Consider the following 13,528-nt stretch of genomic DNA (forward strand, 5'->3'; position numbering starts at 1 on the left):
AGCACGGGATGCCCCGGCCGAAACGAGCCAGGGCATCCCAGATCCGCACCACTCGACTGGCGCTCAGGAGATGGAGCGCCGCCGGGCCGCCATCGCGCCGAGGAGCCCCAGCAGCCCCCAGACAGCGCTCACGGGCGCACCACTTCCCGCCGCGCATCCGCACCCCGTGCCCCCTGGGTCCGGGATGGGCGGAGCACCCGCGTCTGGCTTCGTCCCCGCGTCCGACTCCGTCCCCGCGTCCGGCGTCTGCGGGCCAGCGTCCGGCTCCGTCCCCGCATCGAAGGGGGACGGCTTCACGTTCACCGACACCTGGAAGTCGCACGTGGCGCGGTTGCCCGCGGCGTCCTCGGCGGTGACGGTGACGGGCGTCGTCCCGGGCGGAAAGGTGCTGCCCGAAGCCCGGCTGTACGTCAGGACGGGCGAGGCCGTGACGAGATCCACGGCGATGGCGGGAGGAAACTCCACGGTGTTCCCAGCCTCGTCCTCGACGGTGACGGAGACGTCCTCCGGACACGTCAGCTGGGGCGCGGTGGTGTCGCGGACGAGCACATGGAAGGTACACGTGGCCGTGAGCCCCTCCTCATCCTGCGCCGTGACCGACACCTGGGTGTCGCCTGGCGGGAAGGTGCTGCCCGACTCGGGGCTGTACGTCACCTGCGGCGGGGCGGTGTCGTCCGAGGCCCGAGCCTCCGGCAGGCTCACGTCCGCGCCCGCGACACCGGTGGCCTCGGCGGTGACATCCTCGGGGCAGGTGACGGTCGGCGGTACGGGGCCGGTCACCGCCCGCAGGGGGATGAGCCAGGGCTCCAAGCCCGTCCAGCCGTCATTCGCGGAAAGGAAGATGCGGTTGCCGCTGCGCGTGAACATGCGCGGGCGCGAAGAGCCTGGCCCCGGCGCAATGTCCGTGATTCGCACGGTGCCCGCCTCCGTCCCGTCCGTCCTCCACACCTCGACACCGGACGCGGCATCCGCGGCGGCGAACAGCAACATGCCTTCGGGTTCGAGCGCGAGAAACGACATCGGGTCTCCGGTGCCCAGCAGGCCCGGCATGGGTCCCTTGACGCGCACGGTGCCCGCCTCGGTGCCATCGCTCTTCCACAGCACGGGGGCGCCTGAAGCGTCGGTGGCGGCGAAGTAGAGCGTCCCGCCCACGCGCGTCAGCAACATGGGCCCGGTGCCGCCATAACCCGGCACCAGCTCCTTCACCTTCACCGTGCCCTCGGGCGTCCCATCGCTCGTCCACAGCTCGTTGCCAGACATGCCGTCGTTCGCGGCGAAGTAGACCCTTCCGTTCAGGCCCACGAACGATGAGGGCTTGGAGCCATAGATGCCGGGCCAGAGGTCCTTCAACTGCGCGGTCCCCTCGGGCGTGCCGTCGCTCGTCCACAGCTCGGAGCCGTAGCTGTAGTCGAACGAGCGGAAGAAGAGCCGGTTCCCCACTGCGGTGAGCTGGTAGGCATCACGGCGCGTATCCGTGGCGAGCTGCTTCACCATCCACGTCCCCGCGTCCGTCCCGTCCGTGCGCCACAGCGCGGTGTAACGGATGAAGTAGAGGACGCCACCCATCTGGACCGGCTCGGGGTTGACGCCGCTGGACAGGCCGTAGGGCCAGTCCTGCACCTTCACCGTGCCCTCGGAGGTGCCGTCGCTGCGCCAGAGGTCCACGCCGGACACGCCATCATGGGCCAGGAAATAGAGCATCCCCTGGTAGACCCCGAGCACGCTGCATTCACACCCCTCCGTCCCGGGGCGGATCTCCTTCACCATCACCGTGCCGGCCGCGGAGCCGTCGCTCCTCCACAGCTCATGGCCCGTGGCGGGCGTGTAGGCGAAGAAGAGGAGCGTCTCTCCGACCCGGGTGAGCACCACCGGCAACGAGGCATTCGAGCCCGGTGACACATCCTTGACCAGCACCGTGCCCTCGGGCGTGCCGTCGCTCTTCCACAGCTCGTTGCCGTGCACGCCATCATCCGCGGAGAAGAACACCGTGCCGCCCATGTCCGCGAAGCTCTGGGGAGTAGAGCCGACCGTCGAGGGGCCCCGGTACGTCAGCCGTACGGTGCCGGCCTCGGTGCCATCACTCGTCCACAGCTCCGAGCCCACCGCTGCGTCGAAGGCGAAGAAATAAAGGCGGCCCTCCAGCATCAGCATCTTGCTGGGTCCGCTTCCCTCGGAGCCCGGGTTGATGTCCTTCACCCGCCAGGTGCCGTCGGACGTGCCATCGGTCCGCCACAGCTCGATGCCGGACACGCCGTCATTCGCGACGAAGTAGAGGACCCCGTCCAGCACCACCCGGAAGTAGGACCAGGACAAGGAGGAGTACCCCCCGGGCCAGATGTCCTTCACCAGCACCGTGCCCCCGGGCGTACCATCGGTCCTCCACAGCTCGTACCCGATCCCTTTGCCCTCGGCGATGAAGAGGGTCACCCCGTTCAGCTCGATGAAGGACTGAGGGAAGCTGTTGTCCCACTCGTTGATGTCCTTGAGCAGCCCCGTGCCCTCGGGCGTCCCGTCGCTCTTCCACAGCTCGACACCCTCGCCCTTCAGCCCATCGCTCCCGAAGTAGTACGTCCCGCCCACGACCCCTGGATCGTAGATGAACAGGCCACCGACCCCGGGGCGCGCGTCCGTTATGAGCACCGTGCCCCCGGGCGTGCCGTCGCTCTTCCACAGCTCGTTGCCGTGCACGCCATCATCCGCGGTGAAGAAGAGCGTCCCTTTCACATCCCTCAGGTTCGTGGGCTGGGAATGTCCCTCGCCGGGCTGGATGTCCTTCACCAGGACCGTGCCTTCGGGAGTGCCGTCGCTCTTCCAGAGCTCCCAGCCGTAGCCCGGCTCGTTCGCGGAGAAGAAGAGCGTCCCGCCCGAGACGGTGGGTTCCCCGATGGTGTCATAGATGGAGCCCTCGAAGGAGCGCACGAGCACGGTGCCCGCCTCGGTGCCATCGCTCTTCCACAGTTCGCTTGTGCGGATGAAGAACAGCTGGTGGCCCACGCGGGAGAGGAAGCTCGGCCCGCCGCTGTCGGGCCCCGGGGCGATGTCCTTGACCCGCCAGGTCCCCTCCGGGGTGCCGTCACTGCGCCACAGCTCGGCGCCGGAGTGGTCGGTGGCGGAGAAGTAGAGGATGCCGTCCATTTCCACGAAGTAGGCCAGGTTCGAACTGTTGGGCCCCGGCCGGATGTCCTTCACCAGGACCGTGCCCTCGGGGGTGCCATCGCTCTTCCAGAGCTCGCCCCCGTTGCTCAGGTCGGATGCGACATAGAAGAGCGTGCGGCCCACACGCAGGCCCTCGCCCCCGCTCTTTCCGTAGGTCGTGCCGGCCGTTCCCGCGTGGATGTCGCGCAGGAGCCGGGCCTGCCCCGCCGCGAGCGCCTGGGCGCGTGAGCTCTGCTTCTGGGACACTCCAGCCCCCGGACGCCCCGCGTCCGAGCACCCTCCCAGGCCCAACCACAGGACCACCAGGAGAGCCCCCCACTTCGCCACGGCCTGCATGTGAGTCCCCTCTTCCACCACCGGCCAGCCCCCCAGGGCGGCGTCTCGGCGGTGAGGGCTTGGAGGTACAGGGTGGGTGGACGCAACGTCAATCCCCCACCCCGGTGGCCTCTACGCAACCCGGGCAAGGATGTCCGACCAGCGCTCGCGCATGGCCTCGCGGGTCTCCGCGTCCGGGAGAGTCTCCATCTGCACGAGCAGGGAGGCGCCCTTCGTCTTGGGCGTCACCGTGAACTGCAACGTCGCCGGCTTCGTCCAGCCTTCCGGCTGCCAGGTCATGCGAAGGCGCCGGCCTGAAATCACCGACCGGACCTCGCCACTCACGGAAGGGGCTCCGCGGCGCTTGGGGACCGAATAGGGCGTGCCGGCTTTGGGCTTCAGCGTCGCGCCCGCTCCCAGCCAGGCGTCCGCCCCGGTCGTCAGCCACTTCCACAGCGCGGGGGCCGTCATGGGCAGCGTGCGCACCACGCCCACCTGGAAGCCCTTGGCGGGAGACTTCTTCGCGGCTGCGGGCTTCTTCGCGCTCGCGGCGATCTCCGCGAGCCGCACCTGCACCAGCTTCTTCACCAGCTTCGCCGGGAGCGGTTCGTCCGGGGGAAAGGTAACGCCGCTCTTCGACGTAGTGTAGCCCTCCAGCTCCGACTTCAGCGCCGGCACCACGCTGCCGCTGCCGGGGTAGAAGCCGCAGTTGTTCTTGAAGTACGCGAAGCCCACCACGATGTCCCCGTCCACCTTGAAGGCGGGCATCTGGTAGCTGATGGTCTCGGTGGCCTTGGGGAGCAGCTTGCGTAGCTGCGTGCGCAAGGCGCTCAGGGTCTTCTTCGCCGCTGGATCGGATACGGCCGCCAGGTAGGCGTCAATCGTCTGGGGGACGCGAGTCGTCGTCGCCATGGTCTTCGGGCCTCCGGGGCGTTTCGTCCCGGTCGATGTGGAACGAGAATCTTGGACTGTAGGGGACGCTGTGGGTGTGTGGAATATGGCAACGCCAGGCAAGGGAGCGATGCTCCACGCCCGCTCCAAAGGGGTCCCATGAAGCTCGAGCGCCACGTCGGCGGACTGTCGCTTGCGCGCAAGGTGAACTACCTGCGCGCGCGCGGCTGGCACGAGGACACGGAAGGCTGGTCGAGCGAGCGTTTCCGCCCCGTCCCCATCGCTCGCGCCCTCCATCACCAGCTCACCGACGACCTCAGCCGGGCGCTGTGTCAAATGGGCTGGCAGGTGATGGGCTACTCCCCGCGAGGCTATGTCCAGATGCGCGACGGTGAACGGGGTCAGTCCTGCTCCCTGCCCAAGGCGCTGCGCCTCCAGGCCCGGCGGGAGCGTCGGCCCGTCGCCGAGCTGACGTATGCGTTGTTCCTCGCGGCACTCCTCGAGACCGAAGGCGACGCCCCCGGGTGAGGCCGGAAGAGACGTGCGTTTCGTGCGCATGGCATCATCGGCCGCCAGCACCCCCCCGAGGAAGAGGTCCCGTGAGCGTCGCAACCGTCGATGAAGGCCCGTTGCTGGGCCCGAGCTTCTTCCTCAGCCGGACGGCGCTCCGCTCGCTCGGGTTGGCGCATCGCGACACCTACGGCGCTGCCCGGCCCCACCCGCACGTCGTCATCGACGGCTTCCTGGGAGAGCGTCTGTCGACGGAGCTGGCCGGCGTCTTTCCAGGCGCGACCGGGGCCCCCTGGCTGCGCCGCGATCATCCGGAACAGGCGGCCCGCCTGGGACAGCTTCAGCGCAAGGCCTTCGAGGGCGTGCACGGCGCGCTCCGGCACCTGCTCGCGGAGTTCTCGGGCTTGTCGTTCCTCGACTTCCTGGAGACGATCACCGGCATCAAAGGACTCATCGCGGATCCGCACTTCCGGGGCGCCGGGCTGCACCTCACGCTGCGCGGGGGCCATCTGGCGCTCCACGCCGACTTCAACCGAGATCGCATGCGTGCGCTCACACGGCGGCTCACGGTGCTGTACTACTTGAACCCGGGCTGGGAGCCCGAATGGGGCGGCGACCTGGAGCTATGGAACGCCGACCTCTCCCGGTGCGAGGCCCGCATTGCTCCGGTGCTCGATCGGCTGGTCGTGATGGCGCACGGCGACACCCACTGGCACGGCCACCCCGCCGCGCTGGCGTGCCCTGAAGGACGGGGCCGGGCCACGGTCGCGGCCTACTTCTACACGGCGGAGGAGTCCCCGGACGCGCCGGAGGCTCACAGCGCCCTCTGGGCGACACCGCGCCCCTGAGCGGCCGGGAGTCCCTACCAGCTCCCGCTGGAGCCGCCTCCCGACGAGCGCCCACCTCCTGACGACGAGGAGCGGGAGGAACTCGAAGAACTGGAGGAGCTCGACGACGAGGGCCGGGTACGTCGGGGCGTGGAGTGGCGCGAGGTGGACACGAAGTCGCAGTGCCCACAGCGCACCGTCACCTCCACTTCGCCACCGTGGTCGTAGGTCGCGCTCCGCAGCGTGCGCGAGGTCTGCTTGCCCGTCACGTAGCTGCACCGCTTGCAGCGCTTGAAGCCCGAGAAGAACCGGCCGTAGCGCTCGACGCTCGCGTCCTCACACGGACTGCACCACCAGACGTCGTAGTCCACGGAGCCCAGCGACTCCTCGGACCGCTGGCCCGCGTCCAGGTGGGCATCATCCTCGGCTTCGCCCAACCGCACCCGGAGGGTGCCGCACGTCCGGCACTTGCGCGGACGACGGCGGAGCCAGGCACTGCCCGCGAGCCCCGCCGCGCCAAGCACGCCCGCGGCGCCCGCGAAGAGGCCGACGTTCGGTGACGAGGAGGACTCCTCCGCTGTGCTCACGTGTATCCGTGGAGTGCTCAGGAACGCCTCCCGGTCCCAGTCCGTGAGCTCGACGTCGTCACTGGCGGCGCTCGGGGCATCGGCGGCGGCGACAGGGTTGTTGAGCCGCGAGTCCTCGATGAGCTCCTTCAGGCCTTTCGCGCCCCCGCGCACGGCCTCGTTCGGGTCGCCACGCTTGAAGGCAGGCACGATCTCCTCCGCCATCACCACGTCGCTGGCCACCTGGTCGTCGGGCTCATCGACCCCATCTCCGAGGATGATCTCCGCCTTGCGGTCCGCGTACGCGATGAAGAGCAGCGCGCCGTCGTCCCTTCCGGGATGACCGATGCCCCAGCGGTTGAAGAGCTCCAGCGCGAACTCATGCGAGCGCCTGGGCGACGTGGTGTCCACCATCACCACCATGAGCTGGCCAAGCCCGCGGTCGTTCAGCGACCGGGCCATCTCGTCGACCTCCGCCCTCACGGCTGGAGTGAGGACGTGGGACGGCGTGAGGTCCACCGTCCAGGAGCCCGCGGCGGGCCGGGGCACCCTTTCCACCGTGACGCCCAGGGCCGGAGTGCCGAGGGCGCAGAACAGGACCACGAAGCCCAGCCATGCACGCATGGCGCCGAATGTAACAGATGGCGCCATGCCCCGAAGGAACGACGCCTGCGCTGAAGCGCCATCCTGCGTCAGAGAAGGCCGGCAAGGCTCGGGCCTGGGCATCGCTACTCGAAGACTCAAAGCCAGCTGCGCCGAGCAACGTCGGCTGCCATCCATGACGTCCTCGCCCCAGGTTCTGATGGTGGTGTGTGCCGACGATGGCAGCTGCGGGCGCCTCGCTCCTCAACTGTCCTGATGAGCTGGTGGCCGCACGCCCCCCTTTGCGCGCCACCAGGGTACAGGGCTCGTTCCACGCGTCTTCTCAACTACGGCAGGTAATTGGAGGCAAAGAGGGTTCTTGACACTTCAATACCAAACACCCCAATGAGGTCCGGAACTTTGACCCAGCCCAGCAACCCCATCGCCGAGGTGGAAGCTTCAATCCTGGCGCGATAGACGGGCGAATCTGATTCGCCTCCATTCACAACAACAGTCTGCCCGGAAATCGCGACTCCGGACTTACACCAGACGGCAAAGTGCTGACAATTATTACCGAGAAAGGAGTAGTCACCCAAGCCGATTTTTTCGATGGCCCTGGCACAGGTCTCTTTCCCGTTATACACCCGCCGCCCGCAGACTTTTTTGGGAAATCTCAATGTCTGAAATTCCTCGGCATCACCGAGGAATTTCGACATGTTGGTCCGCATGACTCGGTTGTCTTCAGAGGTGTCACTTTCCTCCGAGGTGAAGTGAACCGTTTCATCACCACCGACATATACGCCGTAGTGCCAAAAGCCTGTTCTTCCCACCCGGAGGATCGTTCCAGGGCGGAGCTTTCGGTCGGTGCCGACCCTTTCCAGGTCTCGCAGGTGTGAATCCTGAAAAACATCGGTTTTGATGGAATTGGAGAACCGCTCGTGAACAGGCGTGTCCATGAGAACATCCACGACGTCCGTTACCAATGAGACAGGTGACGTCAACAGTTCAACCAGGGTGCTGGCCCAATCTTTCGCCATGGTCTGTCCTCACGGTCTTTCAGCTGCACGATAGAGAGCAGGCACCTGGTCCTATGACCGGGTGAAGTCTGCGGGTTGGTAATGGAACTTCGCTCGGGCCTTCGGCACGGTGCATCGCCAGCGAATCCGGAGTTGCTGGCGATTGGCCCACTTCTGCCATGCCTGGCGGCTGTGGGTACTGAGATTGTCCAGCACCAGGTGGATGGTGTTCGCCTCCGGGTACTTCTTGGCGATGTCCTGGAGAGCTTCGGCAAACGCTGGACTCTTTCTATTGGGTGTGGCCTTCACGAAATGCCACCCCGCCTTGGACTCCACCGCGCAGAAAAGATTGGCCGTGCCACAGCGGAAGTAGGCGTAGTCCCGACGTGCCTCACGCCCGGAGCGGGCGGGCGATGCTGGGCGTACCCATTCCAGCAACTGCACGGGCCGCTCATCGAAGCAAACGACGGGTTCCGTGGGACACAGCGGCCGCCGGTACAGCACCAGCACGTCTTCCATTCGCTCGGCGTACTGGGCGTCCAGCTTTGGCACGCACCCCATTTTCAACCCTTGGCTTTTCGCGTGCCCCTTCATATCTGGAGCAACAGCGGCAGCCCGCCCATCAATCGCCACCCAGCCAAGTGCCCTCCGTTGAGACCCACGGAGTCATGAACGACCCTTGAGGCGATGCGAGTGACTGGCACAGCTGGGACTGCAGGAATCATCTTGAAATCCAATTCTCGAAAGTTAATATGAATGAGCAGGCTTCACGGCCCTTGGACTGTTTTGGTGAATCCAGACAGCCATGCGAACGCCGCTCCTGCATAACCCGTAGGCGTCCCAATGGAGTGTCTATGTCGAGAGGAACCGCGTCGTTGCTGGCAACGGCAGCCTTGTCCTTGTCCACGCCAGTGACGACCGCCTTCGCCGAGACGGCGAAGGCACCGCTGACCCTCCATGCGGGCGCTCCGTCCCGTGTCGTGGACCTGAGCGCTTCCGCCGATCTCGCGGGAAGCAGCCCTTCCCTGGCCTCCTTCGTCCCGCCGGGTGACTTCGATCCATCGTTCGGCGCGGGGGGCATCGCCCTCTACGAGCTCAGCGGCGCGACGCTGGGAACCGACTCGGTCCTGGTGCAGCCAGACGATCGGATCGTGGTCACCGGCAGCTTCCGGACGAACACGGGCTGTGGCGTGTACGCCGCCCGGTACAACGCCGATGGGACGGTCGACACAACCTTCGCGGGAGGCATGGGCCTGGTGACGACGACGCTCGCCTCGGGCTTATGCAATGCCAGTTCCGCGCGTGGGGCGCTGCAACCGGATGGGAAGATTGTCATTGCGTCCACGCGAGACCAGGGGGCGGCGACGGACTTCGCCTTGGTCCGCTATACGGCCAGCGGGGCTCCCGACACGACGTTCGGTTCGGGAGGATTGGTCATCTACAATTACGTGATGTTTGACCATGCCATCGACGTGGCCATCCAGCCGGACGGCCGGATCCTCCTGGCGGGGTCTTCCTCCAACAACACCAACCTGGACTTCGTGGTGGCCCGGTTCACGAGCACGGGCGCCCTGGACAGCACGTTCGGAGTCGGAGGCCGGGCAACCTACGATTTCCCCTCGGGCCGCAACGACTCGATGACGGACATGGCCCTGCAGCCGGACGGCAAGGTATTGGCCGTAGGGCTCACCTACGCGATAGGGGCGTCGCCGGACTTTGGCCTGGTGCGATTCACCGCCTCGGGGGCGCTCGACTCGTCCTTCGGAGGTGGAGGCGCTCTGAAGATCGACGTGTTCGGGAGCACCGACCAGGCCATGGCGGTGGCGGTGCAGACCGACGGCAAGATCCTGGTCGGGGGCAATGCCTACTATCCCTCGGGAAGCCAGTACTACATGGCGCTCCTCCGGCTGAACGCGAACGGCACCGCGTTCGACTCGACCTTCAACGGCAATGGGCAGGCCTACCTCAGCTTCGGTCCTACCAACAACATCATCTCCCGGCTGGCAGTCCAGGCGGACGGGAAGATCGTCGCGGGCGGCTACACGAGCCTCACCTCTCGCGGGAACAACTACGACGCGGCCCTGCTGCGGTTCCTCCCGACGGGACCTCTGGACTCCACCTTCGCGGGCGGCGGTGGGTTCATGTACGAGGGCTTCGTGGACAGCCATGACCTGACCGGGGGCCTCGGCTTCCAGTCGGACGGGAAGCTCATCGCGGGTGGTCTCAGCGACAAATACATCCGGCTCTCCCGTCACGGGAACTGAGCCCTGAGCCGAGGCGCCCTCCGGCCCCAGCGCTCACCAGCCCGCGTTCCGTCCAGGGGCGCGGGCTCCGCAGTCCCATCGGTGGTGGTAGCGGTAAGGCTCTACCAGGAGGGTGGGCGTCAGGGACTCCGAGACAGACGGGAAGGCAACGGACGCGCCAAGATCTCTCGTCAGTGCCTGGGGACGCGGCGCATCCCCACGCGCGACAAGCCTCTCTGCGAAACGCAGGCATGGCAGAAGTGGGCCAATCGCCAGCAACTCCGGATTCGCTGGCGATGCACCGTGCCGAAGGCCCGAGCGAAGTTCCATTACCAACCCGCAGACTTCACCCGGTCATAGGATTAGCACGGCGGCCATCACTCAATCGTGGAGTTCGTCACCCGGATGGGCGTGTCCGAGTGGTTCGAGATCTGCGGATAGGTCACGTACCAGGAGCCGCCCTTGTTGTTCTGGATGACCGAGCGGTCGATGCGGATGTCGCCCGAGTGGTCATTGGTCACGAAGAAGATGGCGCTGCCGTGCGCGTTGACCTCGTTGTGTTCGATTCGCGTGCCACAGAGCGACAGCGTCATCGTGTTGCCATCGTTGTAGATGGCCCCACCGCTGCCACCACCCGGCGTGCCCGGCTGGGCGGGATTCGCGCCGTTTCCGATAGCCCGGTTGTGGGAGAAGAGGCTGTTGATGATGGTCCACGACACGCCAATGCTGCTGATGCCGCCGCCGTTGGAGCCGACCCCGCCGTAGCCCTCCTTGCCGCCGAAGGTCGTGTTCACCACGTAGACAGGCCGGTCGTCGTACTGGTCGAACACCCGCAGCGCCGCACCTCCGACGTCCGGGCCGGTGTCCGCGCACAGGTTGTTGAAGAAGCGGGAGTTGAGGACCTTCACCCGCCCACCGCGCACCCAGACCGCGCCGCCTCCGTCGTACTCCTTCTCACTCTTGGAGCTGGCGTCCACGAAGGTGAGGTTCTGGATCGTCAGCCGCGGGTGGTCCTGGTCCTGGCAGTGAGAGGTCGTCCACACCTGGGCCTGGTCGCAGGTGTTCATGTAGAGGATGCGGTGCTTGCCCGCGCCACTGAGCGTCACCAGCCCCTTGCCGTCGATGACGATCTCCGGCCCCTTGTCGTTGAAGACCTTCGCCGTCCGGTCCAGCGTGATGACGACGGGCTCCGGGCCGCAGTCGAAGGTGATGACCCCACCCTTCGCCACGGCATTGACGAAGGCGTCCGAGGTACAGCTGGCCGGCGTCCCCGTCCCGACGACGGTGGTGGGCCGGGACACATCCGCGAGCCCCGCCTCGGCAGGCACGGTGCACGTCGCCTCGGCGTTCGGGTTGCCGGCCGGGGGCCCATCCTTCGGGTTGGTCAGTGGGTTGGGAACGTCCACGCCCTCATCGTCCGAGCAGCCAGCGGCGCACACCAGCGCGACACCCACGGTCAGGGAGCGCAACGTGGACATGGGGAACCGGTGAAGTCTCTTCGGGTGCATTCAGCCTCCAGGAGGGAGGCAGTCTAGGGCGACGGCGCACCCGGGATGAACAAGGGTCATTCCCGGCGTCACAGCGAGGACCGCTTGCGGCAGTCGGGGATTTGGGGCACGAGACGCGCCTGTGATCGTCCGTCCCCGCCCTGGCTTCTTCAAGCTCCTGTTCGTCGTGCGCGGCACCATCCTCCCGCGCGTCCTTCCTCACGTGTTGGGGGTCGCGGCGCTCGCCACGTTGGTCGTCCTGACGCTCAAGCAGGGCTACATCCGGCTTCCCATCACCTCGCCCGCGCCGCTGTCACTGCTCGGCATCGCGCTCTCCATCTTCCTCGGCTTCCGCAACAACGCTTGCTACGACCGGTGGTGGGAAGGACGGAAGCAGTGGGGCGCGCTCATCATCGAGGTGCGCGCCTTCACCCACGCGACCATCGCGCTGCTGGACGACGGACGCGCCGAGCTGCCTGTCGTGGGACGGCAGGCGGCACGAAGACTGGTGCACCGCACCATCGCCTTCCCCTATGCGCTCGCCGCGCACCTTCGCTCGCAAGACGCCGGAGAGGCCATTGGCCGCCACCTGGAGGAGCCCGAGCGTTCGCGCGTCCTGGGCAGCGGCAACCGCCCGAATGCCCTCCTGCGCGAGCACCAGTTGGAGCTGGCCCGCCTGCTCCGTGAGGACCGCCTCACCGACATCACCTGGGCCGCCTTGAACGAACGGGTGCACTCCATGATGAGCATCTTCACCGCCTGCGAGCGCATCCGCCTCACGCCCCTGCCCTTCGCCTACACGGTGCTCCTGCACCGCACGGCCTACCTCTTCTGTCTGCTGCTGCCCTTCGGCCTCGCTGAGTCGATGGGTTGGTTCGCGCCGGTGCTCACAGCCATGATCGCCTACACGTTCTTCGGCCTGGACCTCCTGAGCGAGGAGCTGGAGGAGCCCTTCGGAGAAGCTCCCAACGATTTGCCCCTGCTCGCGATGTCCCGCACGGCGGAGATCAACATGCTGGAATCGCTGGGAGAGCCCCAGCCGGAGCCGCTGCGCCCCAAGGACTTCGTCCTCGGCTGACGGAAACATTTTTCGCGGTATTTTCAGCGAATACTGCTTTGGCTAGCTTCCCACGGAAGCGCCAGGAATGACCCTGGCGCGCATTCCGAGGGAACCATGCTCAAGCTCTTGTCGTCGGCCGTCCTCAGCCTGCTGCTGTCGCTGGGGCTCGTGCCCGCTCCATCCGAGGAGCCAGCACCGGCGGCGCTCGCCGCCACGACGACCACGGTCGCGACGCACAACACGTGGCACGGGCAGGCGAACACGAGGCCGCTCGCGGACATCATCGGCTGGCAGGAGGTGGACTCCGCGGAGGGCCACTCCAAGCTCGATGCGATGGATGCCTACGCCCACTTCCGGCCCGGTGACGGCCGGCTGGACGCGCGCAATTCCATCGCCATCTCCTGGCGCAAGAACAAGTTCGAGAAGACGGGCGACGGCTCCCGACTCACGCACGGCGGTGAGGCCAACGTGACGCCGTCGCGCTTCGTGAACTGGGTCGTGCTGAAGAACCTGGCGACCGGCGAGAAGCTGGCGTTCATCAACACCCACTACATCTCCGGCGCCTGGAACGGCGATCACCCGGAGCGTCAGGACCGCTGGCGGACGCACAACACCGTGGTGCGCGAGGTCGTCGCGGAGCTGCGCGGCCGGGGGCTGCCCGTCGTCCTGGTGGGGGACTTCAACCGCGCGCTGTCGCAGGACATCCCCGGGATGAACCACCTGAACACGGCGGGCGTCAGCGGCGTGCCCATTGATCAGATCTACGTCAGCGTGGGCATCGGCACCGGTCCCGCCGAGCGCCTGGAGAAGTACGGCTCCGACCACTTCGCCTACACCGCGACCGTCCAGTACTGAGGAGAAGGCCGGGGCGGGAG

General features: G+C 66.9%; 11 protein-coding genes. 5 read left to right on the forward strand and 6 right to left on the reverse strand.

Annotation, left to right across the window (positions count from 1 at the left end; translation table 11 throughout):
- Positions 1–63: 63 nt before the first annotated feature.
- Positions 64–3,492 (reverse strand): ELWxxDGT repeat protein, encoded by a 3,429-nt coding sequence (locus tag D7Y15_RS01765; RefSeq protein ID WP_121751523.1) that lies wholly within the window; start codon positions 3,490–3,492, stop codon positions 64–66.
- Between the two features lie 111 nt (positions 3,493–3,603).
- Positions 3,604–4,383, reverse strand: coding sequence for a DUF1801 domain-containing protein (locus tag D7Y15_RS01770; RefSeq protein WP_121751524.1), 780 nt, complete (start codon positions 4,381–4,383; stop codon positions 3,604–3,606).
- A gap of 138 nt (positions 4,384–4,521) precedes the next feature.
- On the opposite strand from D7Y15_RS01770, the gene D7Y15_RS01775 reads away from it, so the two are divergent.
- The gene (locus D7Y15_RS01775; RefSeq protein WP_120574737.1) at positions 4,522–4,890 is read left to right on the forward strand and encodes a hypothetical protein; all 369 of its coding nucleotides are present in this window, start codon (positions 4,522–4,524) and stop codon (positions 4,888–4,890) included.
- Positions 4,891–4,961: 71 nt separating this feature from the next.
- A complete protein-coding gene (locus D7Y15_RS01780) occupies positions 4,962–5,720 on the forward strand; it encodes a 2OG-Fe(II) oxygenase (protein ID WP_121751525.1) in 759 nt (252 codons plus the stop codon).
- A gap of 14 nt (positions 5,721–5,734) precedes the next feature.
- Here the strand turns inward: D7Y15_RS01780 and D7Y15_RS01785 are convergent, their stop codons facing one another.
- The 3 genes from D7Y15_RS01785 to D7Y15_RS01795 all read right to left on the reverse strand — a co-directional run bounded on the left by D7Y15_RS01785 (position 5,735) and on the right by D7Y15_RS01795 (position 8,415).
- Positions 5,735–6,889, reverse strand: coding sequence for a YgcG family protein (locus D7Y15_RS01785; protein WP_121751526.1), 1,155 nt, complete (start codon positions 6,887–6,889; stop codon positions 5,735–5,737).
- Between the two features lie 305 nt (positions 6,890–7,194).
- Positions 7,195–7,884, reverse strand: a complete 690-nt coding sequence (locus D7Y15_RS01790) for a lecithin retinol acyltransferase family protein (protein ID WP_121751527.1) — start codon at positions 7,882–7,884, stop codon at positions 7,195–7,197.
- Between the two features lie 51 nt (positions 7,885–7,935).
- Positions 7,936–8,415, reverse strand: coding sequence for a transposase (locus tag D7Y15_RS01795; protein ID WP_158628989.1), 480 nt, complete (start codon positions 8,413–8,415; stop codon positions 7,936–7,938).
- A gap of 347 nt (positions 8,416–8,762) precedes the next feature.
- Between D7Y15_RS01795 and D7Y15_RS01800 the strand changes: the two genes are divergently transcribed.
- Positions 8,763–10,127: a delta-60 repeat domain-containing protein gene (locus tag D7Y15_RS01800; RefSeq protein ID WP_158628990.1), complete on the forward strand. Its 1,365-nt coding sequence runs from the start codon at positions 8,763–8,765 to the stop codon at positions 10,125–10,127.
- A 356-nt stretch (positions 10,128–10,483) separates the two neighbouring features.
- On the opposite strand, the gene D7Y15_RS01810 is transcribed toward D7Y15_RS01800, so the two are convergent.
- A complete protein-coding gene (locus D7Y15_RS01810) occupies positions 10,484–11,614 on the reverse strand; it encodes a hypothetical protein (protein WP_121751530.1) in 1,131 nt (376 codons plus the stop codon).
- 121 nt (positions 11,615–11,735) lie between these two features.
- On the opposite strand from D7Y15_RS01810, the gene D7Y15_RS01815 reads away from it, so the two are divergent.
- Together D7Y15_RS01815 and D7Y15_RS01820 are read left to right on the forward strand one after the other, a co-directional pair.
- Positions 11,736–12,671 carry a bestrophin family protein gene (locus D7Y15_RS01815; RefSeq protein ID WP_120574743.1) on the forward strand — a complete coding sequence of 312 codons (936 nt, stop codon included), beginning with the start codon at positions 11,736–11,738 and terminating at the stop codon, positions 12,669–12,671.
- A 96-nt stretch (positions 12,672–12,767) separates the two neighbouring features.
- A complete protein-coding gene (locus tag D7Y15_RS01820; RefSeq protein ID WP_120574744.1) occupies positions 12,768–13,508 on the forward strand; it encodes an endonuclease/exonuclease/phosphatase family protein in 741 nt (246 codons plus the stop codon).
- Positions 13,509–13,528: the final 20 nt, after the last annotated feature.

Source organism: Corallococcus sp. AB030 (assembly GCF_003668965.1).
GTDB lineage: Bacteria > Myxococcota > Myxococcia > Myxococcales > Myxococcaceae > Corallococcus > Corallococcus exiguus.